Annotated in this window: 24 protein-coding genes; 18 read left to right on the top strand and 6 right to left on the bottom strand. The window is 74.0% G+C overall.

Annotated elements, in window-relative coordinates:
* The first annotated feature begins 9 nt into the window (after positions 1-9).
* The 3 genes from V6D49_RS20335 (at position 10) to fabF (ending at position 2,687) form a co-directional block, all read left to right on the top strand.
* The gene (locus V6D49_RS20335) at positions 10-1,014 is read left to right on the top strand and encodes a ketoacyl-ACP synthase III (RefSeq protein WP_340561718.1); all 1,005 of its coding nucleotides are present in this window, start codon (positions 10-12) and stop codon (positions 1,012-1,014) included.
* 77 nt (positions 1,015-1,091) lie between these two features.
* Positions 1,092-1,340, top strand: coding sequence for an acyl carrier protein (locus V6D49_RS20330; protein ID WP_340561717.1), 249 nt, complete (start codon positions 1,092-1,094; stop codon positions 1,338-1,340).
* An 81-nt stretch (positions 1,341-1,421) separates the two neighbouring features.
* On the top strand, positions 1,422-2,687 hold the full coding sequence (gene fabF / locus V6D49_RS20325; RefSeq protein WP_340561716.1) for a beta-ketoacyl-ACP synthase II: 1,266 nt from the start codon (positions 1,422-1,424) through the stop codon (positions 2,685-2,687).
* A gap of 68 nt (positions 2,688-2,755) precedes the next feature.
* Here fabF and V6D49_RS20320 read toward each other — a convergent pair whose 3' ends face one another.
* Positions 2,756-3,250 (bottom strand): DUF3145 domain-containing protein, encoded by a 495-nt coding sequence (locus tag V6D49_RS20320; protein ID WP_340561715.1) that lies wholly within the window; start codon positions 3,248-3,250, stop codon positions 2,756-2,758.
* A 267-nt stretch (positions 3,251-3,517) separates the two neighbouring features.
* On the opposite strand from V6D49_RS20320, the gene V6D49_RS20315 reads away from it, so the two are divergent.
* Together V6D49_RS20315 and V6D49_RS20310 are read left to right on the top strand one after the other, a co-directional pair.
* Entirely contained in the window at positions 3,518-4,438 is a 921-nt protein-coding gene (locus V6D49_RS20315; protein ID WP_340561714.1) for a GDSL-type esterase/lipase family protein, read from the top strand.
* A 61-nt stretch (positions 4,439-4,499) separates the two neighbouring features.
* Positions 4,500-5,522, top strand: coding sequence for a zinc-dependent alcohol dehydrogenase (locus V6D49_RS20310; RefSeq protein WP_340561713.1), 1,023 nt, complete (start codon positions 4,500-4,502; stop codon positions 5,520-5,522).
* Positions 5,523-5,628: 106 nt separating this feature from the next.
* On the opposite strand, the gene V6D49_RS20305 is transcribed toward V6D49_RS20310, so the two are convergent.
* Positions 5,629-6,054: an organic hydroperoxide resistance protein gene (locus tag V6D49_RS20305; protein ID WP_340561712.1), complete on the bottom strand. Its 426-nt coding sequence runs from the start codon at positions 6,052-6,054 to the stop codon at positions 5,629-5,631.
* A gap of 88 nt (positions 6,055-6,142) precedes the next feature.
* Positions 6,143-7,159 (bottom strand): NADP-dependent oxidoreductase, encoded by a 1,017-nt coding sequence (locus V6D49_RS20300; protein ID WP_340561711.1) that lies wholly within the window; start codon positions 7,157-7,159, stop codon positions 6,143-6,145.
* Between the two features lie 94 nt (positions 7,160-7,253).
* Between V6D49_RS20300 and V6D49_RS20295 the strand changes: the two genes are divergently transcribed.
* Positions 7,254-7,712, top strand: a complete 459-nt coding sequence (locus tag V6D49_RS20295) for a MarR family winged helix-turn-helix transcriptional regulator (protein WP_340561710.1) — start codon at positions 7,254-7,256, stop codon at positions 7,710-7,712.
* Positions 7,713-7,766: 54 nt separating this feature from the next.
* Here V6D49_RS20295 and V6D49_RS20290 read toward each other — a convergent pair whose 3' ends face one another.
* A complete protein-coding gene (locus V6D49_RS20290; protein ID WP_340561709.1) occupies positions 7,767-8,981 on the bottom strand; it encodes a helix-turn-helix domain-containing protein in 1,215 nt (404 codons plus the stop codon).
* On the bottom strand, positions 8,978-9,286 hold the full coding sequence (locus V6D49_RS20285; RefSeq protein ID WP_340561707.1) for a hypothetical protein: 309 nt from the start codon (positions 9,284-9,286) through the stop codon (positions 8,978-8,980). The genes V6D49_RS20290 and V6D49_RS20285 overlap by 4 nt, the downstream gene beginning before the upstream one ends.
* A 323-nt stretch (positions 9,287-9,609) precedes the next feature.
* Here V6D49_RS20285 and V6D49_RS20280 point away from each other — a divergent pair, with 323 nt between their 5' ends.
* From V6D49_RS20280 to V6D49_RS20230, 12 genes are all read left to right on the top strand, one after another.
* Positions 9,610-10,557, top strand: coding sequence for a DUF3068 domain-containing protein (locus V6D49_RS20280; protein ID WP_340561706.1), 948 nt, complete (start codon positions 9,610-9,612; stop codon positions 10,555-10,557).
* A gap of 307 nt (positions 10,558-10,864) precedes the next feature.
* Positions 10,865-12,079, top strand: a complete 1,215-nt coding sequence (locus V6D49_RS20275) for a glycosyltransferase family 4 protein (RefSeq protein WP_340561705.1) — start codon at positions 10,865-10,867, stop codon at positions 12,077-12,079.
* 5 nt (positions 12,080-12,084) lie between these two features.
* Complete coding sequence (locus V6D49_RS20270) at positions 12,085-12,825, top strand: class I SAM-dependent methyltransferase (protein WP_340561703.1); 741 nt, start codon at positions 12,085-12,087, stop codon at positions 12,823-12,825.
* Positions 12,809-17,128, top strand: coding sequence for an alpha-(1->3)-arabinofuranosyltransferase domain-containing protein (locus V6D49_RS20265; protein WP_445330562.1), 4,320 nt, complete (start codon positions 12,809-12,811; stop codon positions 17,126-17,128). The genes V6D49_RS20270 and V6D49_RS20265 overlap by 17 nt, the downstream gene beginning before the upstream one ends.
* Positions 17,125-18,459, top strand: coding sequence for a condensation protein (locus V6D49_RS20260; protein WP_340561702.1), 1,335 nt, complete (start codon positions 17,125-17,127; stop codon positions 18,457-18,459). The genes V6D49_RS20265 and V6D49_RS20260 overlap by 4 nt, the downstream gene beginning before the upstream one ends.
* Complete coding sequence (locus V6D49_RS20255) at positions 18,456-19,199, top strand: class I SAM-dependent methyltransferase (RefSeq protein WP_340561701.1); 744 nt, start codon at positions 18,456-18,458, stop codon at positions 19,197-19,199. The genes V6D49_RS20260 and V6D49_RS20255 overlap by 4 nt, the downstream gene beginning before the upstream one ends.
* A 2-nt stretch (positions 19,200-19,201) precedes the next feature.
* Positions 19,202-20,266, top strand: coding sequence for a DMT family transporter (locus V6D49_RS20250; RefSeq protein WP_340561700.1), 1,065 nt, complete (start codon positions 19,202-19,204; stop codon positions 20,264-20,266).
* Entirely contained in the window at positions 20,256-20,468 is a 213-nt protein-coding gene (locus tag V6D49_RS26245; protein WP_431780414.1) for a Trm112 family protein, read from the top strand. The genes V6D49_RS20250 and V6D49_RS26245 overlap by 11 nt, the downstream gene beginning before the upstream one ends.
* Entirely contained in the window at positions 20,465-21,256 is a 792-nt protein-coding gene (locus tag V6D49_RS20245) for an FkbM family methyltransferase (protein WP_340561698.1), read from the top strand. The genes V6D49_RS26245 and V6D49_RS20245 overlap by 4 nt, the downstream gene beginning before the upstream one ends.
* Before the next feature lie 21 nt (positions 21,257-21,277).
* A complete protein-coding gene (locus tag V6D49_RS20240; RefSeq protein ID WP_340561697.1) occupies positions 21,278-21,742 on the top strand; it encodes a GNAT family N-acetyltransferase in 465 nt (154 codons plus the stop codon).
* Between the two features lie 54 nt (positions 21,743-21,796).
* Complete coding sequence (dnaG, locus tag V6D49_RS20235) at positions 21,797-23,719, top strand: DNA primase (protein WP_340561695.1); 1,923 nt, start codon at positions 21,797-21,799, stop codon at positions 23,717-23,719.
* A 133-nt stretch (positions 23,720-23,852) separates the two neighbouring features.
* Positions 23,853-25,097, top strand: coding sequence for an RNA polymerase sigma factor (locus V6D49_RS20230; RefSeq protein ID WP_445330561.1), 1,245 nt, complete (start codon positions 23,853-23,855; stop codon positions 25,095-25,097).
* Between the two features lie 22 nt (positions 25,098-25,119).
* On the opposite strand, the gene V6D49_RS20225 is transcribed toward V6D49_RS20230, so the two are convergent.
* A complete protein-coding gene (locus V6D49_RS20225; RefSeq protein WP_340564166.1) occupies positions 25,120-26,571 on the bottom strand; it encodes an FGGY family carbohydrate kinase in 1,452 nt (483 codons plus the stop codon).
* Positions 26,572-26,683: the final 112 nt, after the last annotated feature.

Raw genomic sequence — 26,683 nt, 5'->3', positions numbered from 1 at the left:
ACCGAGCCCATGCCCGCGAAGATCAAGCCCGCCCAGGGCTCCCCGTACGCGCGTGTCCTCGGTGTGGGCGGCTACCGCCCGACCCGGGTCGTGCCGAACGAGGAGATCCTCAAGCACATCGAGTCCTCCGACGAGTGGATCCGCTCCCGGTCGGGCATCGCCACCCGCCACTGGGCCGGGCCCGACGAGACGGTCACCGAGATGACCCTGCACGCGGCGGGCAAGGCCATCGCGGACGCGGGCCTGGCCCCCGAGCAGGTGGACGCGGTCATCATCTCGACCGTCTCGCACTTCAAGCAGACGCCCTCGGTGGCCACCGAGATCGCCCACCGGCTGGGCACCGGCAGGGCCGCCGCGTTCGACATCTCCGCCGCCTGCGCCGGGTTCGGCTACGGCCTGACGATCGCCAAGGGCCTCATCGTCGAGGGCAGCGCGCGGCACGTGCTCGTCGTCGGCGTGGAGCGGCTCTCCGACCTCACCGACCTGACGGACCGCTCCACCGCGTTCCTCTTCGGCGACGGCGCCGGCGCGGTGATCGTCGGCCCCTCCCAGGAGCCGGCCATCGGCCCGACGGTGTGGGGCTCGGAGGGCGACAAGCACGAGACCATCACGCAGACCCTGCCCTGGGACGTCTACCGGGACGGCACGCCGGAGAAGTACCCCGCGATCCGCCAGGAGGGCCAGACGGTCTTCCGCTGGGCGGTCTTCGAGATGGCCAAGGTCGCCCAGGAGGCGCTGGAGGTGGCCGGGATCTCCGCGGAGGACCTGGACGTCTTCATCCCGCACCAGGCGAACATGCGGATCATCGACTCGATGGTGAAGACGCTCAAGCTGCCGGAGCACGTCACCGTCGCCCGGGACGTGGAGACGACCGGGAACACCTCGGCCGCCTCCATCCCGCTCGCCATGGAGCGGCTGCTGGCGACCGGGCAGGCCAGGAGCGGCGACACCGCGCTCGTCATCGGCTTCGGGGCGGGTCTCGTGTACGCGGCGACTGTCGTTACGCTCCCCTAGTCGGTTCACCCGGCCGGTCGGTCGACCGGCCGTCCACCGCAACACATCAGCGCAACACATCAGAAGGAGCGCCAAGCATGGCCGCCACGCAGGAAGAGATCGTCAAGGGTCTCGCCGAGATCGTCAACGAGATCGCCGGTATCCCCGAGGAGGACGTCGAGCTGGACAAGTCCTTCACCGACGACCTGGACGTCGACTCGCTGTCGATGGTCGAGGTCGTGGTCGCCGCCGAGGAGCGCTTCGACGTGAAGATCCCCGACGACGACGTCAAGACCCTCAAGACCGTCGGCGACGCCGTCAAGTACATCGTGGAGCACCAGGGCTGACGCCCGCTCGTTATGCGTTTGTCGCCACCCGGGGTACCGGGTGGCGGGTCACAACCCTCTACCCGTGGAGACAGGAATTCCGTGAACACGACCAATCGCACCGTGGTCGTCACCGGTATCGGCGCAACCACACCGCTGGGTGGCGACAGCGCATCGACCTGGGAAGGTCTGACGACGGGGCGCTCCGGCGTCTCGCGCATCGAGGAGGAGTGGGCGGCGGACATGTCCGTCCGCATCGCGGCCCGGGTGGCGGTGGAACCGACCGAGGTTCTGTCCCGCCCCCAGGCCCGCAAGCTGGACCGCTCCGCGCAGTTCGCGCTGGTCGCCTCCCGTGAGGCGTGGGCCGACGCCGGGTTCGAGAGCGGGGCCGGCGAGCCGGGCACCCCGATCGATCCGGCGCGCGTCGGCGTCGTGGTGGCGTCCGGCATCGGCGGCGTGCAGACGCTGCTGAGCCAGTACGACGTGCTGCTGCAGAAGGGCGCCCGCCGCGTCTCGCCGCACACCGTACCGATGCTCATGCCCAACAGCCCGTCGGCGAACGTGAGCCTGGAGGTCAACGCCCAGGCGGGCGTGCACACTCCGGTGAGCGCGTGCGCCTCGGGCGCCGAGGCCATCGGCTACGGCATCGAGATGATCCGTACCGGCCGCGCCGACGTCGTCGTCGCCGGCGGCACGGAGGCGGCCATCCACGCCCTGCCGGTGGCGGCCTTCGCCAACATGATGGCGATGTCGAAGAACAACGACGCTCCCGAGCAGGCGTCCCGGCCCTACGACACCGCGCGGGACGGTTTCGTCCTCGGCGAGGGCGCCGGCCTGCTGGTGCTGGAGTCGGCCGAGCACGCGGCCCGCCGCGGCGCACGGGTGTACTGCGAGGCGGTGGGTCAGGGGCTGTCCTCCGACGCGCACCACATCGCGCAGCCGGAGCCGACCGGGCGCGGCATCGCCGCCGCCCTGCAGAACCTGCTGGACGCGACGGACCTCGCGCCCGAACAGTGCGTGCACGTCAACGCGCACGCCACGTCCACCCCCCAGGGTGACGTCGCCGAGATCAAGGCGCTGCGCAAGGTCTTCGGCGACCGGCTGGACCAGGTGGCGATCTCCGCCACGAAGTCGATGACCGGTCACCTCCTGGGCGGCGCGGGCGGTGTCGAGTCGGTCGCCACCGTGCTCGCGCTCTACCACCGCACGGCTCCGCCCACCATCAACGTCGACGAGCTGGACCCGGAGGTCGACGCCGACATCGTGCGGGGTACGGCCCGCGCGCTGCCGGAGGGCACGATCGCGGCGGTCAACAACTCGTTCGGCTTCGGCGGTCACAACGTCGTCCTGGGTTTCCGCTCGGTCTGAGACCCGTGGAGCAGCACGAAGGGCCGCACCCGTGGGGTGCGGCCCTTCGGCGTGTGGGGAGCCGGAGGTCAGACGACCTGGTGCAGCCAGCGGACGGGGGCGCCCTCCCCCGCGTAGCGGAAGGGCTCCAACTCGTCGTCCCACGGCTTGCCCAGCAGCCGGGACACCTCGGCCGCCAGGTCCGTCTCGCCCCGTGCGGCCCGCTCCATGGCGGCCCGCAGCCGGTCCTCGGGAATGAGGATGTCCCCGTGCATGCCGGTGACGGCGTGGAAGATGCCGAGCTGGGGTGTGGAGCTGTAGCGCTCGCCCTCCGCCCCGGCGGAGGGGTCGGCCGTCACCTCGAAGCGCAGGAGGTGCCAGCCTCTGAGGGCGGAGGCCAGCTTCGAGGCGAAGCCGGGCTCCCCCTGCCAGGACAGCTCCGCACGCCAGGTACCGGGCGCGGCGGGCTGATTGATCCAGTCGAGGCTCACCCGGGTGCCGAGTACGCCGGCCACCGCCCATTCGACGTGCGGACACAGCGCGCGCGGCGCGGAGTGCACATAAAGAACGCCACGTGTCGTCACCGGGACCTCCCGTGCGGTTCGAAGTCCGCCGCCTGCCATTGTTCCCCATGGGCAACGTGACCACCAGTTGCTGAGTTACGAACAGTAAACACCATTGACGGTCATTCTCCGCAAATCGGACGCCGTATGACGTGCCGTTAGTGTCCCACCGGTGATCGGAACCGTTCTTCCCGCCGCACGTCCCGGCGGGCGTCCCGGACGGGGCAGCCATCACGTACCGTCGGGTAGGGAAGCGGATGGACGGCGTCGGGGAACGAGGGCGAGCGCATGACGGTCGGCGAACGGGTCCGGAGCCGGAGGGTCGGGCGCAAGGGCGCCGCGCTCACGGCCGCACTCCTGCTCGCGCTGGGCGGGGCGGCGTGCAGCTCCGGGCCGGATCCGGCCGAGGAGACCGACAGCCGCAGGACCTTCGTCGAGGGGCGGCCCTCCCCCACCCCCACCGGCGACTGGGACACCAGTCCCGAGTCCATCGCGGCCCTCGGGGACTCCATCACCATCGGCTTCGACACCTGCTCGCTGCTGGCGGACTGCCCGGAGGCGTCCTGGTCGACGGGCACCTCCCCCGAGGTCGAGAGCCTCGCCGAGCGGCTCCTGCCGGACCCGTCGGACGCGACGTGGAACTACGCCGTCGCCGGCTCCGACATGGCCGACCTGCCCGGCCAGGCCGACCGGGCCGCCGCCCACCGGCCCGATCTGGTCACCGTGCTCATCGGCGCGAACGACGCCTGCGCGCGCGACGTGTCCGCCATGACACCGACCGACGACTTCCGGGCGGACTTCGAACGGTCGCTGCGCACACTGGAACGTGGGTCACCGGACACACAGGTGTACGTGGCCAGCGTGCCCGACCTGGAGCGGCTGTGGTCGCAGGGTCGGGACAACGCGCTGGCCACCCGCATCTGGCAGCTGGGCATCTGTCCGACCATGCTCGGCGACCCCGCCGCCGTGGACGCGGCGGCCACCGAGCGCCGCGAGCGGGTCTCCGAGCGGGTCGACGCCTACAACGCCGTGCTGGAGGAGGTGTGCGACGCCGCCGAGCGCTGCCGCTACGACGGCGGTGCCGTGCACGCGTACCGCTTCACGGCCGACGAGGTCAGCGGCCTGGACTGGTTCCACCCGAGCAGGAAGGGCCAGGCCGTGCTCGCGGAACTCGCCTTCGAGCGGGTGACGGCGCCCCGGGAGCCCTGAGCCTGGCCGGAAGCTGACGGTGCCTCCGCTCGGCCCTGCGGCACGCCCGCACAATGGGGTCGTGATCCCCAGCGTCCGCACCGCACGTGCCGTCGTCGTCGACGGGCCGCGGGCACATCGGCTGGTGAGCGGCCCCGTCGCCGAACCCGGGGCGGGCGAGGTCCGGGTCGCCGTGTCCGCCGCGCTCGTCGGCCCGGCCGACCGCGCCGTGTACGAGGGGCGGACCGTCGGCTGCCCGACCGTCTACCCCGTCACGCCCGGCCGCGAATGGTCGGGGACCGTGGAGGCGGTCGGTGAGGGGGTGACGGAGCGGCTGCTCGGCCGTGCGGTCGCGGGCCGCACCGAGCCCGGCGGATGTCTCACCTGCGCACGCTGTCGTGAAGGATCGTCACATCTGTGCGCGCGGCCGCCCGGCCGCCCGGGCCCCGGCGCCTTCGCCGACGTGCTCGTGCTGCCCGCCGAGCTCCTCCACACGCTGCCGGACGGCGGTGACCGGCCGGCGGCCGCCCTGCTGGGACGCGCGGCCGTGGCCGCCGGGGCCGCCCTGGCCGGCGCGCCCGTGCCCGGGGAGCGGGTGGCGGTGCACGGTGCGGGCACCCTCGGGCTCCTCACGGTCCAGGTGCTGGCCGCCTCCTCGCCCGGCGAACTGGTCGTCGTGGACCGGCGGGTGCGCCGACTGGAGCAGGCGCTCGGGCTCGGCGCGGACCGGACGGTGGACCCGGCGGAGAGCTCCGTCCTGCACGGGCGGTGCGACCTGGTGGTGGAGACGGCCGGTGAGCCGGAGAGCGCGCACGGAGCGTCTCTGCTCGCCCGGCCGGGCGGCCGGGTGGTGCTGGCCGGTCGTCCGGGACCGGGGGCGCGCGGCCTGGACCCGGCGCGGCTGGCCTCGCACGCCCTGACCGTGCGGGCCGTCCCCGGCGCCGCGCCCGCCGCCTGGACGCACGCGGTGCGGGCCTTCCGGCTGGGCCGGCTGCGGGCCGAACCGCTGGTGAGCCACGCGTTCCCGCTGGCGGACTTCGGCGCGGCGATGGCGCTGTCCGGCGCCGGGCAGCCGGGAGCGGGAGCGGTGCTGCTGCGGCCGTGAGCGGCCGACGGGCTCCGGCGGATCCGCGCGGAGGGAGTGCGGGGCGGCCGGGGAACGGCGAAGGCCGCCACGGCGGTGCCGTGGCGGCCTTCGCCGTCCGGGCCGGTCAGGCCGAGACGGTGACCTCGATGTTCCCGCGCGTGGCGCTGGAGTACGGGCACACCTGGTGGGCCTTCTCCACCAGGGCCTGGGCCGTGGCCGCGTCCACGTTCGGGATGTCGGCCTTGATCGCGACCTTCAGGCCGAAGCCGCCCTCGGGCGTCTTGCCTATGCCGACCTCGGCGGTGACGGTCGAGCCGGAGATGTCGGCCTTCTCCTGACGGGCTACGACTCCGAGCGCGCCCTGGAAGCAGGCGCTGTACCCGGCGGCGAAGAGCTGCTCGGGGTTGGTGCCGGCTCCGCTGCCGCCCATCTCCTTGGGCGGGTTGACGACGACCTCGAGCTGGCCGTCACTGCTGGCGACCTTGCCGTCGCGGCCGTTCTCGGCGGTGGCGACGGCGGTGTAGAGGACGTCGACGGGCTGGATGGACATGCAGTTCCTCCTAGGTGGGGAAGTCACCGAACGGGCTCGCGCCCACGCCCCGTCCGGCGGGACGAGTCTAGAGCCTGACGTGCGGGGGTCAGTCGGCGAGGCGGACGATCATCTTTCCGGTGTTGCGGCCGCGGAGCATGCCGAGGAACGCGTCCACGGCGGACTCGATGCCCTCGCTCGCGGTCTCGTGGTACTTCAGCTCCCCGGAGGCGATCCAGCCGGCGGTCTCCTCCGTGAAGCGCGGCATCAGCTTCTGGTGGTCGTTCACGAGCATGCCCGTGAGGCGCAGCCGCTTGCCGATGGCCAGGGCGAGGTTGCGCGGGCCCGGTGCCGCCTCGGTGTCGTTGTACTGGGCGATGGCGCCGCACAGCGTGGCGCGGCCGTGGACCTTGAGGGAGCCGATGGCGGCCTCCAGGTGGTCGCCGCCGACGTTGTCGAAGTAGACGTCGATGCCCTCCGGGGCCGCCGCGCGCAACTGCTCGGCGACCGGGCCGTCCTTGTAGTTGAAGGCGGCGTCGAAGCCGTACTCCTCGGTGAGCAGCTTGACCTTCTCGGGCGAGCCGGCGCTGCCGATGACGCGGGAGGCGCCCTTGATCCGGGCGATCTGGCCGACCTGGCTGCCGACGGCTCCGGCGGCACCGGAGACGAAGACGGCGTCGCCCTCCTGGAAGGACGCCACGTCGAGCAGGCCCGCGTAGGCGGTCAGGCCGGGCATGCCCATGACGCCGAGGTAGGTGCTCAGCGGGGCCAGGTCGGCGGAGACCTTCTGGGCGTGCGCGGCGTCGAGCGTCGCGTACTCGCGCCAGCCGAGGAAGTGCAGGACGTGGTCGCCGACCGAGAAGCCCTCGGCCTCGGAGGCCACGACGACGCCGACGGCGCCGCCCTCCATCGGGTGGTCGAGCCGGAAGGGGGGTACGTAGGACTTGACGTCGTTCATCCGGCCGCGCATGTACGGGTCCACGGACAGCACGGCGTTGCGCACGAGGATCTGCCCGGACGCGGGGGCCGCGACGGGTTCCTCGCGCAGCGCGAAGTCCTCCGGGGTCGGCCAGCCGTTCGGGCGGGCTGTCAGGTGCCAGGCGCGGCCGGTCGTGGGCAGGCTCATCTCAGCTCCTTGAAGCACGAAATTACTTCAGCATCTGAAACAACACTGCACCTGGATATTTCAGGTTGTCAAGTAAATCGCTATGCTGGTGGGCATGACCCGTGCCAAGACCCCCGCCGACCGGCTCACGCTCGACGTGCTGGAGCTGCTCGGCGACGTCGTGGGCCGCTACTACGAGGAGTACGACAAGGCCGCCGCCCAGCACTCCCTGACCGGCGCGCAGGCGCGGGTGCTCGCCCTGCTGGCCTACTCCCCCATGCCCATGCGGCACCTCGCCCAGCGGCTCAAGTGCGAGCCGTCGAACGTGACGGGCATCGTCGACCGGCTGACCGCGCGCGGTCTGGTCGAGCGACGGTCCGACGAGACGGACCGCAGGGTGAAGCTCGCCGCCGTCACGCCCGAGGGACGGCGGACGGCGGCGGCGCTGCGGGAGTCGCTCGGCGACTTCGCCCGGGAGCCGCTGGGACGCCTGGACGCGGCGGACCGCCGGACGCTGCGGGACCTGCTGCGCCGGATGCTCGGCACCGGCGAGCCGCCGGACGCCACCGACTGACGCGCCCGCCCGGCGGGGTCGCCCGGCGGGGTCGCCGGACGCGACGGACGGCGCTCAGGCCAGGTCGCCGCGCAGCCTGCGGGCGCGGAGCACGAGCTCCAGCTCGAAGCGGCGGTCGGGGTCGTCGACCGCCTCGCCCCACATCTCCCGGATCTGCCGCAGCCGGTAGCGCACGGTCTGCGGGTGGACGCCCAGCCGGGTCGCCACCTCCGGCGCGCCGCCGCGCGTCTCCAGCCAGGCGAGCATCGTCTCCGCGAGCCGCCTGGCGTGCGTGGGGCCGCACTCCTCCAGCGGGGCCAGCAGACGTCGGCCGAGGTCGTCGATGAGCTCCTCGGGTGGGAGGAGCACCAGGGCCTCGGTGTGCTCGGTGCAGTCCAGCAGCCCGCCCGACGGCAGCAGTCCGCGTTCCATCAGCGACACCGCCGACTGCGCCCAGCGCAACGACTTCGCCGCCTCCGCGACGCCCACCGGCGGGCCGACGGCGCCCGACCAGCCCGCCGTCGCGCGGCGCAGCAGCTCGCCCCGGCCCGCCGCGTCCGGCTCGGGCACGACCATGAGCGGCTGCTCGCGTTCCATGTCGAGCAGGACCTCGGGGCCGAGGGCGGGCGGCAGCGCCTCCCGCGCCGGGGGGACGAGCACGGCGACGGCCACCGTCTGCGGGACCGGCCAGCCGATCCGGGCCGCCCGTTCGGCCAGCACCGACTCGAGCCGCCCGCCGTGCCCGCTCTCGTCGAGCAGCAGGTCGAGCAGGCGGCGTTGCAGGCGCAGCCGCTCCCCCGCCTGCCGGGCCGCCGCCTCGGCGTATCCGCGCACGGATTCGGCGACCAGGCCGTCGAGGTACTGGAAGCCCGACTCGGCCAGCTCGTACATCGCCGGGGCGGGGATCTCGGCCTGCTGGCCGATCTCCGCCAGCCGCCGCCAGGCGAGCCGCACGCCGAGCCGGTAGATCGCCTGGAGTGAGTCGAGGCTGCGGCCCTGGAGCAGCTCGCCCCGGCCGAAGTCCTGGAAGACGGTGGGGTGCACGTGCGGGCTGCCGAGACCGGTGGCCAGGTGCTCCACGAAGTGTTCGAGCGCCCGGCGGATGCCGATGAGCGACATGGGCTCGCCCGAGGTCTCGTCGACGACGACGGGCAGACTCGGGTGGGCGCGGCGGATCTCCCGCAGGATGTCGGCGGCGAGCACGGGGATCTCGTCCCGGGCCCGCGCGGTGAACGTGCGGACCTGGGTCTCGGGGACCGCTCCCCACGCGGACTCCACGGTCGCCGTCACGAGGTTCCGTCCTCCGCCGGCCCGTCCGGCTGCTCGGTGGGCTCGGCGCTCTCGTCCCCGTCCCCGCCCTCGTCCTCGGAGGCGCCCTCGGAAGCGCCCTCGGCCTCGGCCCCGTCCGCGGGCTCACCGGACGGGTCGGTCGATTCGGAGGGTGACGCGGGCTCGGCCGGCGGGCTCGTCGCCTCCGGCTCGTGATCGGGGAAGTGCACCAGCGGCACATTCGGCTGCTCGGTGTCGGCGTTCAGCATGGCGACGATGCCCACACCGGCGCCGACGGCGAGCAGCGCGGCAAAGATGCAGGTCAAGGCTGCTGCAAGGAGTCTGTGCATGGCGCGGGGGACCTCTTCTCGGCACGTCACGGCACCAGCTGTCGCCCCCGACACCAGTTTCCTACTGACGAGTTTGGAAGGGCATTGACGTGCTGTCAAGAGTTCGCTTACCGTCACCGGCCCAGGGGCTTGCCCGGACGACCGGAGGCTGCCCCGGCACGTTCACGCCACGGGGCGCCACCGGCCCCGCGCGCTGCGCGTCCCACAGCTCCGGTGGCGCACGTGGCACACCTCGACGCACGTCGCACCGCACGCAGCACGTTGAACGCGCACCACCCATCTCACCGGGAGCACCCGTCATGCGCCGTTCCGCTTCACCCCTGTCGCTGACCCTGCTGGGGCTCGGCGTGTTTCTGCTGGTCCTGGCCCCGATGCTGGCCTGGTACGTGGAACCGCGCGCCAAGCGCACCCCCATCGACGTGGACACCACCACGGTCTTCAAGGGCACCGGCGACTACTTCGACCAACAGGCGGTCGAGGGCAAGACCGACGAACCGCTCACCGTCACCCGCCGGGTGCTCGGGAACGTCGCCGCGAGCGAACGCGGCGACGTCGCCGTCTGGGACATCTCCCAGACCATCGACACCGAGCGCACGCTGGAGCTCGACGACCCGCGCAAGTCCTTCCAGTGGACGACCGAGCGGTGGGTCACCGACCGGAAGACGAACAAGCCGGTCCACTGCTGCGGCGAGGCCCCGACGGAGTTCGCCGGGGACGCCTACCTGAAGTTCCCCTTCGACGTCCAGGAGAAGGACTACCGCTGGTGGGACGGCACGCTCGGGGGCACCGTCGTGCTGGAGTACGTCGACCGCGTGACGGTCCAGGACTACGAGGGCATGCGGTTCACGGGCACCGTCGAGGCGACCAGGACGGGCTCCCGGCAGGTGCCCGGACGGCTGGTGGGCATGCCGGAGACCTCGCAGGTGATGGCCGAGGAGTGGTATGCCAACGACAACATCGAGCTGGTCGTCGACGAGGCCACCGGCCGCATCATCCGGGCGACCACCGGCCCCCACGTGACGCTGCGGGCGCCGGGCGGGACGGAGACGGCCGTCACCCTGCTGCACAGCGAGGGGCTGACGTTCACCGAGGACACCCAGGAGCAGCAGGTGGAACTGGCCCGGGCGGACAGCTCGCAACTGCGGACGGTCGGGACCACCGCCCCGATCGGGGCGGGCGTCGCGGGCGTGCTGCTCGCCGCGGCCGGTGCCGTGCTGGTGGTCCGTGGCAGGCGTCCGGCGGAGTGACGCGCGCCTCCCGGGGTGCGCCGGGAGGCGTCACCGGCCGTCTTTGAGCGCCACGACGTGTACCCGCCGGTAATTCAGGGGCGAATTTGTCATACGGGTGAGTAGCCGCATCCGTCACGACGACGAAAATTGAGCCATCCGATGGCCAGCCACCGCCCCCGGCTCCCGGCACTCGGTCCCACCGCGCACCACGCGGTCCCCGCGCACGAGACAGGCTCGCACTCCGCAGAACCCGCTCGTCCCCTCCCGCGCAGCACCAGCACCACCCCTTCGTCCACCACGCACCCTCACACGAGTGGAGCGCCCCATGCCCCAGCAGGTGCCCCCGGTGGCTCCCCACGCCGCCGCCGTACCGCCGCAGCGGCTGCCCGCCTCGGCGGGCACGGCGGTCGCCGCCGCCCTCGCGGACGCCGTCCCCTCCCGGTATCCGCGCCGCATCGTCTTCCTCGCCCGCCGCGACATCGGCAACCCGGCCGCAGGCGGTTCCGAGCTGCTCATCGACCGGATCGCCGCCGGCCTCACCGCCCAGGGCCACGAGGTCACCCTCGTGTGCGGCGGCCCGGCCGCCGAGCGCGACTACCGGGTCGTCTCCGCCGGCGGGGACGCCGGGCACTTCCTGCGCGCCCGGCGCACCGTCACCCGTGAGGTCGGTGAGGCCGACCTGATGGTCGAGGTCTGCAACGGCATGCCCTACCTCGCTCCCCTGTGGTACCGGGGGCCGACGCTCTGCTTCGTCAACCACGTCCACACCGACCTGTGGGGGATGCGCTACCCGGCCCCCGCCGCGCGGATCGGTCGGCAGCTGGAGCACTGGGCCCTGGCCCGCACGCACCGGGACAACCTGATGGTCGCGGTCTCCGACTCCACGGCCGAGGCGCTGCGCGGCATCGGCGTCCGGGGCGACCGCATCCGCATCGTCCACAACGGTGTCGAGGAACCCGGTCCCCCCGCGCCGAAGTCGCCCGAGCCGCTGTTCCTGGCGATGGGCCGGCTCGTGGAGTACAAGCGCATCGACCTGCTGCTGCGCCTGTGGGAACGGGTGCGTCCGGTCACCGGCGGCCGCCTCGTCATCGTGGGCGACGGGCCCGAGCGGGCCCGGCTCGAAGCGATGGCCGGGGACTCGGTGACGTTCACCGGGCACGTCTCCGAGGCGGAGAAGCACCGGCTGCTGAGCTCGTCCTGGCTGCTCCTGCACCCCTCGCTCGTGGAGGGCTGGGGCCTCGTGGTGATGGAGGCCGCCGCGCGCGGCACCCCCGCCGTGGGGTTCGACATCCCCGGGCTGCGGGACTCCGTCGCCGACGGGGAGACCGGCGTCCTGGCACGCGGCGAGAGCTCCTTCGCCGCCGCCTGGTGCACCCTCGGGCTCTCCACCCCCCGCCGCACCGCGATGGGCGACGCCGCACGGGCGCGCGCCGCCGGCTTCGGCTGGACGCGCACGGTCGCGGCGTTCCGCGAGGTGGCGGCCGAGGCGTGGCGGCACGGCACCGCCCCGCCGGACCCCCGCCCGGGGGCCCCGAGGTGACCGGTGTGAAGGACCCGTCCCTGCGGAGATCGGTCGCCCTGTTCAGAGCCTTCATGAACGAGCAGAACGACCCCGAGACCTGCTACTCCCTGCTCGCCCGGGACGCGGCCGACCAGATCGAGCGGTACACGCCGCTGAAGGGCTCGACCGTCATCGACGTCGGTGGCGGCAGCGGGCACTTCACCGACGAGTTCCGGCGGCGCGGCGCCCGCGGCTTCCTCTTCGAGCCCGACCCGGCGGAGCTGCACGGCCACGGCCGCACCCCGCAGGGGGCGGTGCTGGCGGACGGCTACCTGCTGCCCGTGGCCGACGGCACCGCCGACGTCACCTTCTCCTCCAACGTGCTGGAGCACGTCGACGACCCCCGGACGTTCCTCAGCGAGATGGTGCGCGTGACCCGCCCCGGCGGGCTGGTCTACGTGTCCTTCACCAACTGGTACTCCCCGTGGGGCGGCCACGAGACCGCCCCCTGGCACTACCTCGGCGCCGAGCGGGCGCGGGCCCGCTACGCCAGGCGGCACGGCCGCCCGGCCAAGCACACCCTCGGCGAGAACCTGTTCGCCGTGCACGTCGGCCCCACCCTGCGCCACGTGCGGGCCCGCGACGACGTCGAGGTGCTCGCCGCGCGGTCGCGTTACTGGCCCTTCTTCGTCCATGCCATCACCCGGGTCCCGGTCCTCCGTGAGATCGCCACCTGGAACCTCCTCCTCATCCTCCGGCGGTGCCCCCATGACGACGACCACTGACCGCACGCTCGAGATGAGCGCCGTCGGGCCCGACCCGACCGGGCCACCCCGCAGCCGGTGGTGGCTGCTGGGTGCCTACGTGCTGGTCCTGGTCGCCTTCGTGGTGGCAGCACCGGGCAACATGACCTTCGAGACGAAGCTGGGCGTCGCCACCGACCCGTGGATGTTCCTCGGTGAGCTGGGGAACCTGTGGTCGGACCGCTCCGGCTTCGGCGGCATCGCCGACCAGTACATCGGCTACCTCTTCCCGATGCTGCCGTTCTACGCCCTGCTGGACTGGGCACCGGTGTGGCTGGCCGAACGGCTGTGGCTGTCGCTCGTGGTGACCACCGCGTTCTGGGGCGCGCTGCGGCTGGCCGAGCGGCTGGACGTGGGCAACCGCTCCACCCGGCTGCTGGGGGCCGTGGCCTACGCGCTGTGGCCCACGTTCACCATCATCGTCGGCTCCACCTCGGCCGGCGCCCTGCCCGGCGCGATGCTGCCGTGGGTGCTGCTGCCCCTGGTGGCGAAGGCGGACGGCACGGCGCCGATCGCCCGGGTGGCGGCCACCCGCTCCGCGCTGCTCATCCCGTTCATGGGCGGCGTGAACGCGGCGTCGACCCTGGCGGCGCTCCTGCCGGTCGGCCTCTACCTGATCACCCGCACCGGACGGCGGCGTCTGACGCTGCTGGCGTGGTGGATACCCGGCGTGATCCTGGCGACGCTGTGGTGGGTGATCCCGCTGCTGCTCCTCGGCGCCCACGGCGAGGACTTCATGCCGTACGTCGAGCAGGCCACCGCGACCACGTCCACGATGTCGGCCTTCGAGATGCTGCGCGGCGCGGGCAACTGGGTGGCCTACCTGAACTTCGGTGAGGCCTGGCTGCCGGCGGGCTGGACGATGGCCACCGCCGCGCTCGCCGTCGCGGGCAGCGCGCTGGCCGCCGCCGTCGGCCTGGGCGGCCTGGCCCGGCGCGACATGCCCGAGCGGCGCTGGCTCGTGCTCACCGTCGTCACCGTGACGCTCGTCATGCTGGCCGGCTACGGCGGCGCCCTCGGCGCGCCGTTCGCCGAGGGGTTCCAGGGCTGGCTGGACGGCTGGCTCCGGCCGTTCCGCAACATCTACAAGTTCCAGCCCGGCCTCGCGCTGGCCCTCACCCTGGGCCTCACCCACCTCACCGCCGTCCTGGTGGCCCGGCGGCGCGGAGCCCGCGCGGCCGGCCCCGACCGCGTCGGCGCGCTGCGCAGCGCGCGGCTCGTGCCCGCGCTCACCGCGCTGCTGGTGCTGCCCGGGCTGGCGCTGCCGTACCTGAGCGGTGCGGTGCTGCAGCCGGGCGCGTTCGAGGCGCTGCCCAAGCACTGGGAGCAGACGGCGGACTGGCTGGAGGAGAAGTCCGGCGACACCCGGGCCCTGGTCGTCCCGGCGACCGCGCACGGCGTCTACACCTGGGGCTCGCCCATCGACCAGCCGCTGCACGTACTGGCCGAGTCACCCTGGGCGCAGCGGGACTACGTGCCCTTCGGACCGCCCGGCGAGCGCCGCATGCTGGACGCCGTGGAGCAGGCGCTGATGAGCGGGGGCGCCGTCCCCGGTCTCCAGCAGTACCTGAACCGCGCCGGGCTCCACTACGTCGTCGTGCGCAACGACCTCGACCCGGACCAGGTGGGCTACGTGCCGCCGCAGACCGTGAAGCGGACGCTGGAGGCGTCCGGCTACGAGAAGGTCGAGAGCTTCGGCCCGCTGACGACCGCCGGGCGCATCCCGGCCGACACCCCGGTCATGCTCCAGGGCTTCTACCCCCGGCAGAAGTCGGTGGAGATCTACGAGCCCGCCGGTACCTTCGCGCCGTCGATGCCGGAGCAGGTGCGGGCCCAGGACGTGGCGCAGACCGCACGCGTCAGCGGTGGCCCCGAGGCCCTGCTGCCGCTGTCGGCGGACCGCGACTTCGGGAACCGGCCGGCCGTGCTGACCGGCGACGCCCACCCCGGCGTCGACGCACCCGACCTGCACGTGACGGCGGACGGGCTGCGGCGTGCCGACACCCGCTTCGGCCTGGTCAACAACAACACCTCCTTCACCTACACCGCCGAGGAGCGCAACCACCCGGAGAGCCTCCAGGACGCCGGCGAGGCGCCGAAGATGATCCTCCCGGTGGAGGGCACGCGGCACCAGACGGTGGCCACGCTGCGCGGCGCGAAGTCCGTCACCGCCTCCAGCAGCGGCAGCTGGCTCTTCCACCTGCCGCAGTTCGACCCCGTGCACGCCTTCGACGGCGACCCGGAGACGGGCTGGGCCGAGGGCAGCGCCGACGACAGCACCGGCCAGTGGATCAAGGTCGAGTTCACCGGGGCCACCGACGTCCCCGGCGAGATCGAGCTGACCCCGCTGCCGGACGACGGACTGCGCCCCACGCCGACGAAGGTCAGCGTCGAGACCGACACGGGCAGGAAGGCCGTGAGATCCACGCTCGACGGCACCGGCACGCAGACCGTCAAGGCGCCCGCCGGTGAGGCGAACTGGCTGAAGCTGGAGATCCTCGACACCCAGGAGCGGCGCCCGGGGCTGACCGGCGCGGGCTTCTCCGAGATCCGCATCCCGGGCGTGGAGGTCACCCGGATGCTGTCACTGCCCGCCGACGCCCCCGAGGACGCCGCCGCCGACGCCGAGGTCGTCTCCCTGCACCGCAACGCCGACCCCGGCGGTCTGAACCCGGTGGGCAGCGAGCGGGCCCTGCACCGGCAGTTCTCCGTGACCGAGGCCGGTGACTACGGCGTCGAGGTGAGCGCCCTGCCCGTGCCCGGGACGGCGTTCGACGAGCTGCTCGACCAGGTCGCCCCCGGTGCGCAGGGCCGCATCACCGCGACCGCCGAGTCGACGAGCCCCACCGGACTCTCGCTCAGCCCGCGCAACCTCGTGGACGGCGACCTGACGACGGCGTGGATCGCCGGGGACGAGCCGGTGGTCAGGATCAGCTGGCCGCAGGCGCGCCCGGTCGACTCCGTCGTGCTGTCCGCCGCCGGCGGCATCTCGGCCCGTCCGACGGAGGTGACGATCACCTCTCCGGACGGCGCGGTGACCACGGCCGTCGACCGGAACGGCTGGGCCCGATTCGAGTCGATGACGACCGACCAGCTGGAGATCACCGTCACCGGGACGGCCGACCTCACGGTGGCCAACCCCGTCGCCGGGAGCGACCTCCAGCTGCCCGTGGGCCTGAACGAGGTCTACATCCCCGGGCTGGACGACTTCCGCGTCGAGGCGCCGCTGAAGGAGGCGCCGTTCGAGCTGGAGTGCGGCGAGGGTCCGGCCGTCACCATCGACGGCACCGCGTACGACACCAGCGCCTCCGGCACCGTCCGCGACCTCACCGACCGCCGTCCCGTGGAGGTCCGGCTGTGCGGCGACGGCGTGGGCCGCGGCGAGTCCGTCGCCCTGGACGCCGGTGAGCACACGGTGGAGACCGGCGCCGACGAGGCCCTGGCCGTCACCGACCTCTCCCTGACCCGGGGCGACGTCCAGACCACCGGCGCCGACCGGGACGTGACCGCCACCGACTGGGAGGGCGACGAGCGCTCCGTGAAGGTGGAGCCGGGCAACGCCTCCTACCTGCGTACCCACATGGCCGTCAACGACGGCTGGACGGCCACGCTGGACGGCGAGGAGCTGGAGCCGGTGCGGCTCGACGGCTGGCAGCAGGGCTTCCTCGTCCCCGAGGGCGAGGGCGGCACGGTGACGCTGGAGTACGGCCCCGCGACGACGTACACCGTCGGACTGTGGGTCGCGGGAGCCGCGATCCTGGGGCTGCTCGCGCTCGCCCTGGTCCGGCGCCGCGACGTCGACGAGGAGGCCGGCGCCGCTCCGGTGCCCGCCCCGGGCTGGCTGCTGGGCGTCGTGGCCCTGACCGTGGTGCTGGCCCTGGTCTCCGGGCCGTACGCGCTCGTGGTCCCGGCGGCGGCCCTGCTGGCCTGGTGGCGGCCCGCCGTGCTCGTTCCGCTCGCGGTCGGTTCCATGGTGGTGGCTGCGGTCTTCGCCGTCCTGCACGCCGACTCCGGCTTCGCGGAGGGCACCGGCGCCTACGGGCACGCGGCCCAGGCGCTGGCGCTGCTGGCCCTGGTCGCGGCGCTGGTGACGGTGGGCCCCGGACCGGGCGGACGCCACCGCGAGGGCGGCGAGGAGGACGCGGGCCACAGGTCCGCTCCGCACGGCCCGCCCGTCGCGGCACCGCGGGGCCCCGCACCGCAGGGCCCGGACGCGTACGGCAAGCCCGGCGCCGGCCACCCCGGCACCGGTCACGGCGACACCCGGGAGGAACCGAACCGATGACCCCTGAGCGCATCCCGTTCCCGGTGGTGGACGAGATATCCCGGCACTGTGTCGACGAGCGCGAGCCGGACACCGTCCACATCGAGATCCACCTGCCCGGCCGGCTCGACGAGGACCGGCTGCGCAGGGCGGTGCGGGATGCGCTCGGCCGTCATCCGCGCGTCCTCATGCGCGAGGCGCCGCCGCGCTGGTGGCGTCCCGGGTACGCCTGGGAGCTGCCCGGGGCGCCGGACACCGACCCCGTCCGGTTCCCCGGCGACACGCTGGCGGAGGCCCGTCACCGCTCGCTGCGGGACGCACCGCCCCTGAGCGCCGCGCCGCCGCTGCGCATCGAGGTGGTGGACGCGCCCGGGGGCGACGGGTGCGTCCTGCTCGCGACGGTGAACCACGTCGGCATGGACGGACCGGCGTGCCTGCGGGTCCTGGCCACGGCGGCGGAGCTGTACGGCGGCGCGGACAACGCGCCCGCGCCGCCACCCGTCCGCGCCGCCACCGGGCCGGACCGGCCGGAGCCGTCCGCGCCCCCCGAGTCGGGCTCGGCCTGGGCCCGTCCGGCGCGGCTCGCCGCCGATCACGGCGGCGGACGGCCCGGGCACGGCAACGGCATGCACCTCGCCGAGCTGCCGCTGCCGTCCCGGCCGAAGGGCTCCCCGTACACCGTCAACGACCAGCTCCTCGTCGCCACGTGCCTGACGGCCCTGCGGTGGAACCGCGACCACGGGCGCGGCGACCGGCCGGTCCGCATCACCATGCCCGTCGACGACCGGCCCCGGACCGCCGACATGCCCATCGGCAACGGCACCCGGCTCGTGGAGGTGCCCTTCGGGACGCCGCACCGGGCCGCCGACGGCGACCCCGACGCCGTCGAGGAGCTGCTGCGCGCGACGGCGCTGCGCACCCGGGCGCTCAAGGCGCTGCCCCGGCCGCAACTGGGCCGCAGCGGCGCCCTGCTGACGACGCCGGTGCTGCCGGTCGGGGTGCGGGCGACGACCGCCCGGGCGCTGCGGTGGGGGCTCGGCCCGTGGGCGTCCACCACGCTGCTGTCGAACCTCGGACGGCTCCCCTACCCGATGGACTTCGGGGACGGCGCCGGGCGGGCCACCGCCGCGTGGATCTCGGCTCCCGCCCGTATGCCGCGCGGGGTGTCGGTCACCACGATCTCGGTCGGAGGGCGCCTCCAGGTCGTGCTCCGCTGGTCGCGGGGCCGCTTCGACGACGCCGCCGGGCACCGGCTCGGCGACCTGTTCGCCCGTACGCTGGCCGAAACGGCCTCCGGTGACGGCGGCGGCCCGGCCACCGGTCGTCCCACCGGACAGGAGGCAGCACGATGAGCGCACCGGCCGACAGCCTCAAGGAGCTCTACGAGAACCCGGCCACCCCGGTCGCCTCCGGCGCCGACCGCTCCCGCAGGCAGGCCGCCATCCTCGCCCGCGCCCTGGGCCCGGGCCCCGGCACCGTCCTCGACGTCGGCTGCGGGGACGGCACGGCGGCGGCCGTCGCGGCGCCGCTGCTGCCGGGGAAGCGGCTGGTCGGCAGCGACTGGTCCCAGGACGCGCTGCGCCGCGCGGGCGCCCACCTGCGGGCGGTGCGCGGCGAGTTGACGGCGTTGCCGTTCGCCACCGGCTCGGCCGACGCCGTCCTGTTCAGTGAGGTCATCGAACACCTCGTGGACCCGGACGCCGCCCTGGACGAGCTGCACCGCGTCCTGCGGCCGGGCGGCCACCTGCTGCTCTCCACGCCGAACCTGGCCGCCTGGTACAACCGGGGGCTGCTGCTCGCGGGCGTGCAGCCGGTGTTCTCGGAGGTGTCGATGCGGGGCATCCACGGACGTCCCGGCGCCCAGGTCGTCGGCCATCTGCGCCTGTACACCGCGCGGGCGCTGCGGTCGATGCTCCCGGCGGCGGGCTTCGAGATCGTCCGCATGACGGGCGCGCCGTACCACGACGTCCCGGCTCCGCTGCGGCCCCTGGACCGCCTGGCGTGCCGGACGCCGTCGCTGGCCTCGATCCTGCTCGTCCACGCCCGCCGCCGCGACCGCGCCGCCGGACCCGACCCCCGGGAGGGCGGCTAACCGTGTGGGTGGGCGTCGCTGCGGCGCTGCTGGCCAACCTGCTGTTCAGCGTCGGCTTCGTGGTGGAGAAGCGGGCGCTGTCCGGGCTGCCCCCGCTCTCCGCCGCGCGCCCCTGGCAGGTGCTCGCGCACCTGCTGCGCAGCCCGCTGTGGCTGGTGGGCGCCGGGGCGCTCGGGCTCGGCTTCGTCGCCCAACTCGCCGTGTACCGCACACTGCCGCTGGTGGCCGCGCAGGGCCTGTTCGTCACCGGCCTGGTGATGCTGCTCCTGCTCTCGCCGGTGTTCCTCGGCGAGAAGTCCTCCGGGCGCGAACGGGCCGCGATGGTGCTGATCCTGGCGGCGCTGGTGATGATCGTCCTGTCGCTGCGCGGCGGTGAGGAGGCCATCAGCCACGCCGCGCCGACGCCGCTGCTGCTGGGCATCTGCGTGCCGGCGCTGCTGCTCGGCCTCCTCGTCTTCGGCACCGCCGAACGCCGCTCCCGGCGACGGCACCGGATGCCCACGGCCGGAGTGCCCTACGGCGTCGCGGTGGGGTTCCTGTACGGGGTCAGCTCGCTGGCCATCAAGGGCGTGGCCGGTCTGCTGGAGGGCAACGGCCTGGGCGGCTGGGTGCTCGCCGTGCTCGGCTCCCCCTACCCGTACCTGCTGATGTGCACCGGCTCGACGGGGCTGGTCCTCTCCCAGACGGCGCTGCAACGGTGCCGCGCCTCCCTCATCGTCCCGGTCTGCACGACGGTCACGTTCCTGTTCACCGTCGCCGCCGGCACGATCGCGTTCGACGAGCCGCTGCCGGAGGAGCCGCTGCGGCTCGCGCTGCGGCTGGGCGGCGCGCTGCTGGCCGTCAGCGTGCTGCTGGCCCTCCCCCGACACGACGAGCCGCCCGCCGCCGAACCGCCCGGACCCGCACCACGCCACACCGCGCGGAACGACACCGCACGCAACGGCCCCGCGCGGAACCGCCCCGGCGGGCCGGTGCCCGTCCCGAGGCCGCCGGGCCGGGCGGAGGCGTACGGCCCGACCCCCCTGGCAACCGACCACCGCACGGAAGGCACCTCCCATGTCCCCTGACGACCCGCTGCTGGAGATCCTGGCCTGCCCCCTCGACAAGGGCACGCTGATCCTGCTGGAGGGTGAGCACGCCCTCTACAACCCACGGCTGCGCCGCCGCTACCCGATCGTGGACGGCGTGCCGCAACTCCTGCCGGCCTCCGGCGAGCCGGTGAGCGACGAGGAGCACGCCCGCTTCAGCGAGCGCGCCGAGGCCGTATGACGCTCGCCGCCCGCCTCGGCCCGCTGCTGCCCGCCCGTGTCGTGGCGGGTGCGGCGGCCCGGGTGTACCCGCGATTCGAGCCCGAGCTGCGCCGGCTGGCCGACTTCTGCCCGCGCGGCGGCACGGCCGTGGACATCGGCGGCTGGTACGGCCCGTGGACCCGTCACCTCGCCCGGCGGGCGGACCGCGTCGTCACCGTCGAACCGGTGCCGGGGCTCGCGGCCACGCTCCGGTCCACCGCCCCCGGCAACGTGCGGGTCGTCGAGGCCGCCGCGGCCGAGAGCGAGGGCACGGCGACACTCTGGCTGCCGACGGGCGGCGGCGAACGCGGCGTCTCCTCCCTGGTGCGCCGCGAACAGCTGCACTCCGTGAAGCTCCAGGTGCGCACGGTCAGCGTCGACGGGCTGGAGCTGGACGACGTCCGGCTCGTCAAGGTCGACGTCGACGGGCACGAGGCCGCCGTGCTCCGGGGCGCCGAGCGGACCCTCGCGCGGTGCCGGCCGGCCCTCTTCGTCGAGCTGGAGGTCCGCATCCAGCCCGTGGAGCCCGTGCTGGAGCTGCTGGCGGGGTACGGCTACACCGGCTGGGTGCTGCCGGCCGCGCACTGGATCCCGCTGGCCGCGTTCGACCTGGCCGGGCACCAGGAGCGCACCGCGCACGTCGCCGAGCACGGGCTGCTGCGTCGTACGGTGCTGCCGCACCGCCGCTACGTCAACTCCGTGCTGTTCCTGCCCGACGGGCGCAGCCCCCGCGTGCGCGGCCCGGCCGAGCGCGGTGTGGCCCGCTGAGGGCCGCGTAGGGTGAGCCGCATGACCATCCGGACCGCCGTCGTACCGCTCGCGGACGTCTTTCCGCTGCGCTGGGAGGTGCTGCGGCCGGGGCTGCCGAGGGAGTCCGCCGCGTTCCCCGAGGACGCCGGGCCGGGCGCCTTCCACATCGCCGCGTTCGGGCCGGGCGCCTCGGGCGAGGCGGTGCTCGGGTGCGGCAGCTTCTACCCCGAACCCTTCCCGCGTCCCGGCGGGCCCGCCGGGACGGCGTACCGCATCCGGGGCATGGCCAGTGCCGAGGCGGCGCGCGGCCACGGCTACGGCGCCGCCGTCCTGGCCGCCGGGAGCCGCGAGGCGGCCGGGCGCGGCGCGCGGGTGCTGTGGTGCAACGGGCGCACCGAGGCCCGCGCCTTCTACGAGCGGCACGGCTACCGGGTGCACGGCGAGGAGTTCGTCATCGAGGGCGTCGGGCCGCACTACGTCCTGGTCAGGGAGCTGGACGCCTGACGCCGGCCCGGACGGCCGCGCGGGAGGCCCCCGGGCGGACCGTAGACTTGCCGCGTGGCGGGCAGGATCAACGACGACGACGTGCGGACGGTGCGGGACGCGGTCCCGATCGACACCGTCGTCTCCGAGTACCTCCAGCTGCGCCCCGCCGGGGGAGGCAACCTGAAGGGGCTGTGTCCCTTCCACGACGAGAAGTCCCCCTCCTTCCACGTGAGCACCGCGAAGGGGCTCTTCCACTGCTTCGGCTGCCAGGAGGGCGGCGACACGCTCGCCTTCCTGATGAAGGTCGACCACCTGACGTTCTCCGAGGCCGTCGAGCGGCTCGCCGCCCAGGCCGGGATCACGCTGCGGTACGAGGAGGGCGGCTACGGGCGGGCCAGCCAGCAGGGCGAGCGCACCCGGCTGATCGAGGCGCACAAGGCGGCCGTCCTCTACTACGCCGAGCAGCTCGACTCCCCGGAGGCGGAGGCGGGCCGCCGCTTCCTCGCCGAGCGGGGCTTCGACCAGGGCGCGGCCCGGCACTTCGACGTCGGCTACGCCCCCGCCGGGTGGGACCACCTCACCCGGTTCCTGCGCGGGCGGGGGTTCACCGACAAGGAGCTGGTCCTGTCGGGGCTGTCCCAGGAGGGTCGGCGCGGCCCGATCGACCGGTTCCGAGGCCGGCTGATGTGGCCCATCCGGGACATCTCGGGTGAAGTGGTCGGCTTCGGCGCCCGACGGCTGCGGGAGGACGACAACGGGCCCAAGTACCTCAACACCCCCGAGACGCCGATCTACCGCAAGTCGCAGGTGCTCTACGGCATCGACCTGGCCAAGCGGGACATCGCCAAGGAGGGGCGGGCCGTCGTCGTCGAGGGCTACACCGACGTCATGGCCTGCCACCTGGCCGGGGTGACGACGGCGATCGCCACCTCCGGCACGGCGTTCGGCGAGGGGCACATCAAGATCCTGCGCCGCATCCTCATGGACAACTCGCGCACCGAGGTGATCTTCACCTTCGACGGCGACGCGGCCGGACAGAAGGCGGCCCTGCGCGCCTTCGAGGACGACCAGAAGTTCGCCGCCCGCACCTCCATCGCCATCAGCCCCGGCGGTATGGACCCGTGCGACCTGCGCCTCGCCAAGGGCGACACCGCCGTGCAGGAGCTCATCGACAGCCGTTCGCGGCTCTTCGAGTTCGCCCTGCGCTCCGTGGTGGACGAGCACGACCTGGACTCCGCCGAGGGCCGGTCGGCGGCCCTGGAGGCGGCGGCACCCATCGTCGCGCAGCTCAAGGACCCCTCGCTCCAGCACGAGTACGCCGTGCGGCTGGCCGGGCTCCTCGGCGTCCTGGACACGCAGTTCGTCGTGCGGCGCATCGGCCAGATCGCCAAGTGGAAGCGGGAGGGCGGCGGCCGACAGCAGCGCCCCCGTGCCGACCGGGCCGGGGAGGGGCCCGGGGGCCGCACCCCCGCGCCGCCCCCCGGTCCCGCACCCGGCAGGCTCGGGCCGTCCCTGCACCTGCGCAGCCCCGCCCACCTCGTCGAACGGGAGCTGCTGAAGCTGGCGTTGCAGTACCCGGCACTCGTCGCTCCGACGTTCGACGCCTACGGGGCCGACGAGTTCACCGCCGAGCCCTACGCCGTCGTGCGCGGGCTCATCGAGACGGCCGGAGGCACCGAAGCGGCGGACGCGGACTACCTGGACCGGGTCCGGGACGCCGCGCCGGACGACACCGTGCGCAAGCTGATCACCGAACTGGCCGTCGAGTCCCCGCGCAACCCCGGCAACGGCGCCCCCGACGAGGCGTACGCGGGCGAGCAGTTGGTCGCGGTGCGGCTGGCCGCCGTCCGGGCCCGGGTGGCGGAGCTCGAGGGCAGCGCCCGGCGGCTGGACGCCCAGGGGCGGGCGGAGGAGTCGGCGGCGGTGTGGCAGGAGCTGTGGGTGCTGGAGCAGTACGCGACGGCACTGCGGGCCAAGGGCGCGTCCGCGCTGTAACTCCCGCCCTGCGTAGTCCTACCGCCGCGTCCCGTAGCGAAAACCCAAAAAACCGTACGCAGACCCCTACAGAGTGCAGTGTGTCGTACCCCACACTGTTGACGGTGTCTCAACCCGTTGTCGAGCGCGACGCGTGGAGCAGCCGACGCGCTCTCATTACCGGGGACGGGCGGCGGCGCCGAGCCACCGCGACCGTCCTCGTCGTGCACGCCGTTCCCGCAACTGGCAGCGATCACTCCTGGAGGTCGCCCTCGTGCAGACCCAGACCCTGACCGGTTCGCCGACGCCCGCGTCGCCGTTCGCCCCGGCCGGCCTCATCGGCTCGCCCGCGACGCCCGCCGCGCACCCCGAGCAGGTGCCCGCTCCCGGCACCGCCCCACCGCTGGACCTGCTGGAGCCGCTCCCGCCGGAGCCGCCCGCCCCTCGGCGCGTGCGCGCGGTGGGGGTGCGTCCTGACGCGGGTGCGGCGCCGTCGGCCGACCTGTTCCGGCAGTACCTGCGGGAGATCGGCCGCATCCCGCTGCTGAGCGCGGCCGAGGAGGTCGAGCTGGCGCGCAGGGTCGAGGCCGGGCTCTTCGCGGAGGAGAAGCTGGCGGCCTCCACGGACCTGGAGAGCGGCCTCGCCCTCGACCTGGACCGGATCGTGGTGCGGGGCCGGCTGGCCAAGCGGCGGCTGATCGAGGCGAACCTGCGCCTGGTCGTCTCGGTGGCCAAGCGGTACGTGGGCCGGGGGCTCACGATGCTCGACCTGGTGCAGGAGGGGAACCTCGGCCTCATCCGCGCGGTCGAAAAATTCGACTACGCGCGTGGATTCAAGTTCTCCACCTACGCGACGTGGTGGATTCGGCAGGCGATGTCGCGTGCGCTGGCCGACCAGGCCCGCACGATACGCGTGCCGGTACACGTGGTGGAGCTGATCAACCGCGTGGTCCGCGCCCAGCGCAGCATCCTCCAGGAACGCGGCTACGAGCCGACGCCGCGGGAGGTCGCGCTGCTGCTGGACCTCACCGAGGAGCGGGTCAGCGAGGTGCTGCGGCTCGCCCAGGAGCCGATCTCCCTGCACGCGCCGGTCGGCGAGGAGGAGGACGTCCACCTCGGGGACCTCATCGAGGACGGGGACGCCCCCTCACCGGTGGAGTCGGCGGCGTTCCTGCTGCTGCGGCAGCATCTGAACGCGGTGCTCTCCACGCTCGGCGAGCGCGAACGCAAGGTGGTGCAGCTGCGGTACGGACTGCTCGACGGGCGGCCGCGCACCCTGGAGGAGATCGGCCGGCTCTTCGGCGTCACCCGGGAGCGCATCCGGCAGATCGAGTCGAAGACGCTCGGCAAGCTGCGCGACCACGCCTACGCCGAACAGCTCCGCGGGTATCTGGACTGACGGCACTGACGGCACACCCGGCTCAGGCGGTGAACGCGCCGGGGTGGGTCTCGTCCCGCACGGCGGCGTACTGCTGGCGCACGGCCTGCCCGACCGGCAGGTCGTCGCCGGGGTCGCACAGTGTCGCGGCGGGTGCCGGCCACTGCGGGGGCGCGGCCGGTGTGTGGTGCCCGTTCGCGACGCCCAGGGCCCAGGCGGCCTGCCGCGCGGCCCCCAGCGTGGTGTAGTCGGCGGCCTGCGGGACGACGACCTGGGTGCCGAACACGGCGGGCGCGATGGCCTGCACGGCGGGCAGCTCGGCGGCCTGGCCGAGCAGGAAGATCCGGTGCACCGCCACACCTCGGCGGCGCAGCACGTCGAGCGCGTCGGCCAGCCCGCACAGCATCCCCTCGAAGGCGGCCCTGGCCAGGTGCTCCGGCTTCATGGACTCCCGCCGCAGTCCGGCCAGCGTCCCCGCCGTGTGCGGCAGGTCGGGCGTCCGCTCGCCCTCCAGGTAGGGCAGCAGAACCATCCCGTACGAGCCGGGTGAGGACCGGAGCGCCAGGGCGGAGAGCCCCTCCAGGTCGCAGCCGAGGAGTTCGGCGGTGCCGCGCAGCACGCGGACGGCGTTGAGGGTCCGCACCACGGGCAGGTGCATGCCGGTGGCGTCGGCGTACGAGGTGATGGTGCCGCTGGGATCGGCGAGCGGTTCGTGGTGGATGACCGAGACCGAGCCGGAGGCGCCGAGGGAGACGACGGCGTCGCCCAGCCCGATGCCGAGGCCGAACGCGGCGGCCATGGTCTCCCCGGTGCCGGAGGAGATGAGCAGGCCTTCGGGCGTGTGCCCGGCGACGTCGGCGGGTCCGAGCACCTCGGGGAGGGCGACCTGGTGTCCGAGTGCCAGTTCGGCGAGGTCGGGGCGCCAGCCGCCGGTGGCGGCGGACCAGTAGCCGGTGCCCGAGGCGTCGCCCCGGTCGGTGGTGCGGCGGGCGGGGCGGCCGAGGAGCTGCCAGGTCAGCCAGTCGTGCGGCTGAAGGACGGCGGTCGTGCGGGCGGCGGCGTCCGGCTCGTTGCGGGCGAGCCAGCGCAGCTTCGTGACGGGGTTGCCGGACTGCGGGACGAGGCCGACGGCCTGGGCCCAGGCGGCCTTGCCGCCGAGCCCGTCGACCAGGTCGGCGGCGACCGTCTGGGCGCGCGGGTCGTTGCCGACGAGTGCGGGGCGGACGGCGTTCCCGACGCGGTCGAGGAAGACGGCGGCGTGCTGCTGTCCGGAGACCCCGATCGCCTGCACCCCCTCCAGGAGGCCGCCCCCGGCCGCCTCGCCGAGCGAGAGCAGCCAGGCCTGCGGGTCGATCTCGGTCCGGCGCCCGCCGCCCTCGGGCGGCGGGGCGGGGTGCGGGGCGTACCCCTGCCTGATGACGGCACCGGTGTCGGTGTCGCAGACGACGATGCGGGTGTACTCGGACGAGCTGTCCAGACCGGCGGCTATCCCCATGGCCACGATGATGCCGTATCGGGGTGCGGACACGAGCGAGCCCCCGCCCGTGCGCGGTGGCACGGACGGGGGCGGGAGGGTCGAGCGGAGCGCCGGTCAGAAGGAGGTAGAT

This window comes from Streptomyces sp. GSL17-111 (assembly GCF_037911585.1).
Classification (GTDB): Bacteria; Actinomycetota; Actinomycetes; order Streptomycetales; family Streptomycetaceae; genus Streptomyces.
This window is presented reverse-complemented; position numbering and strand designations above follow the sequence as displayed.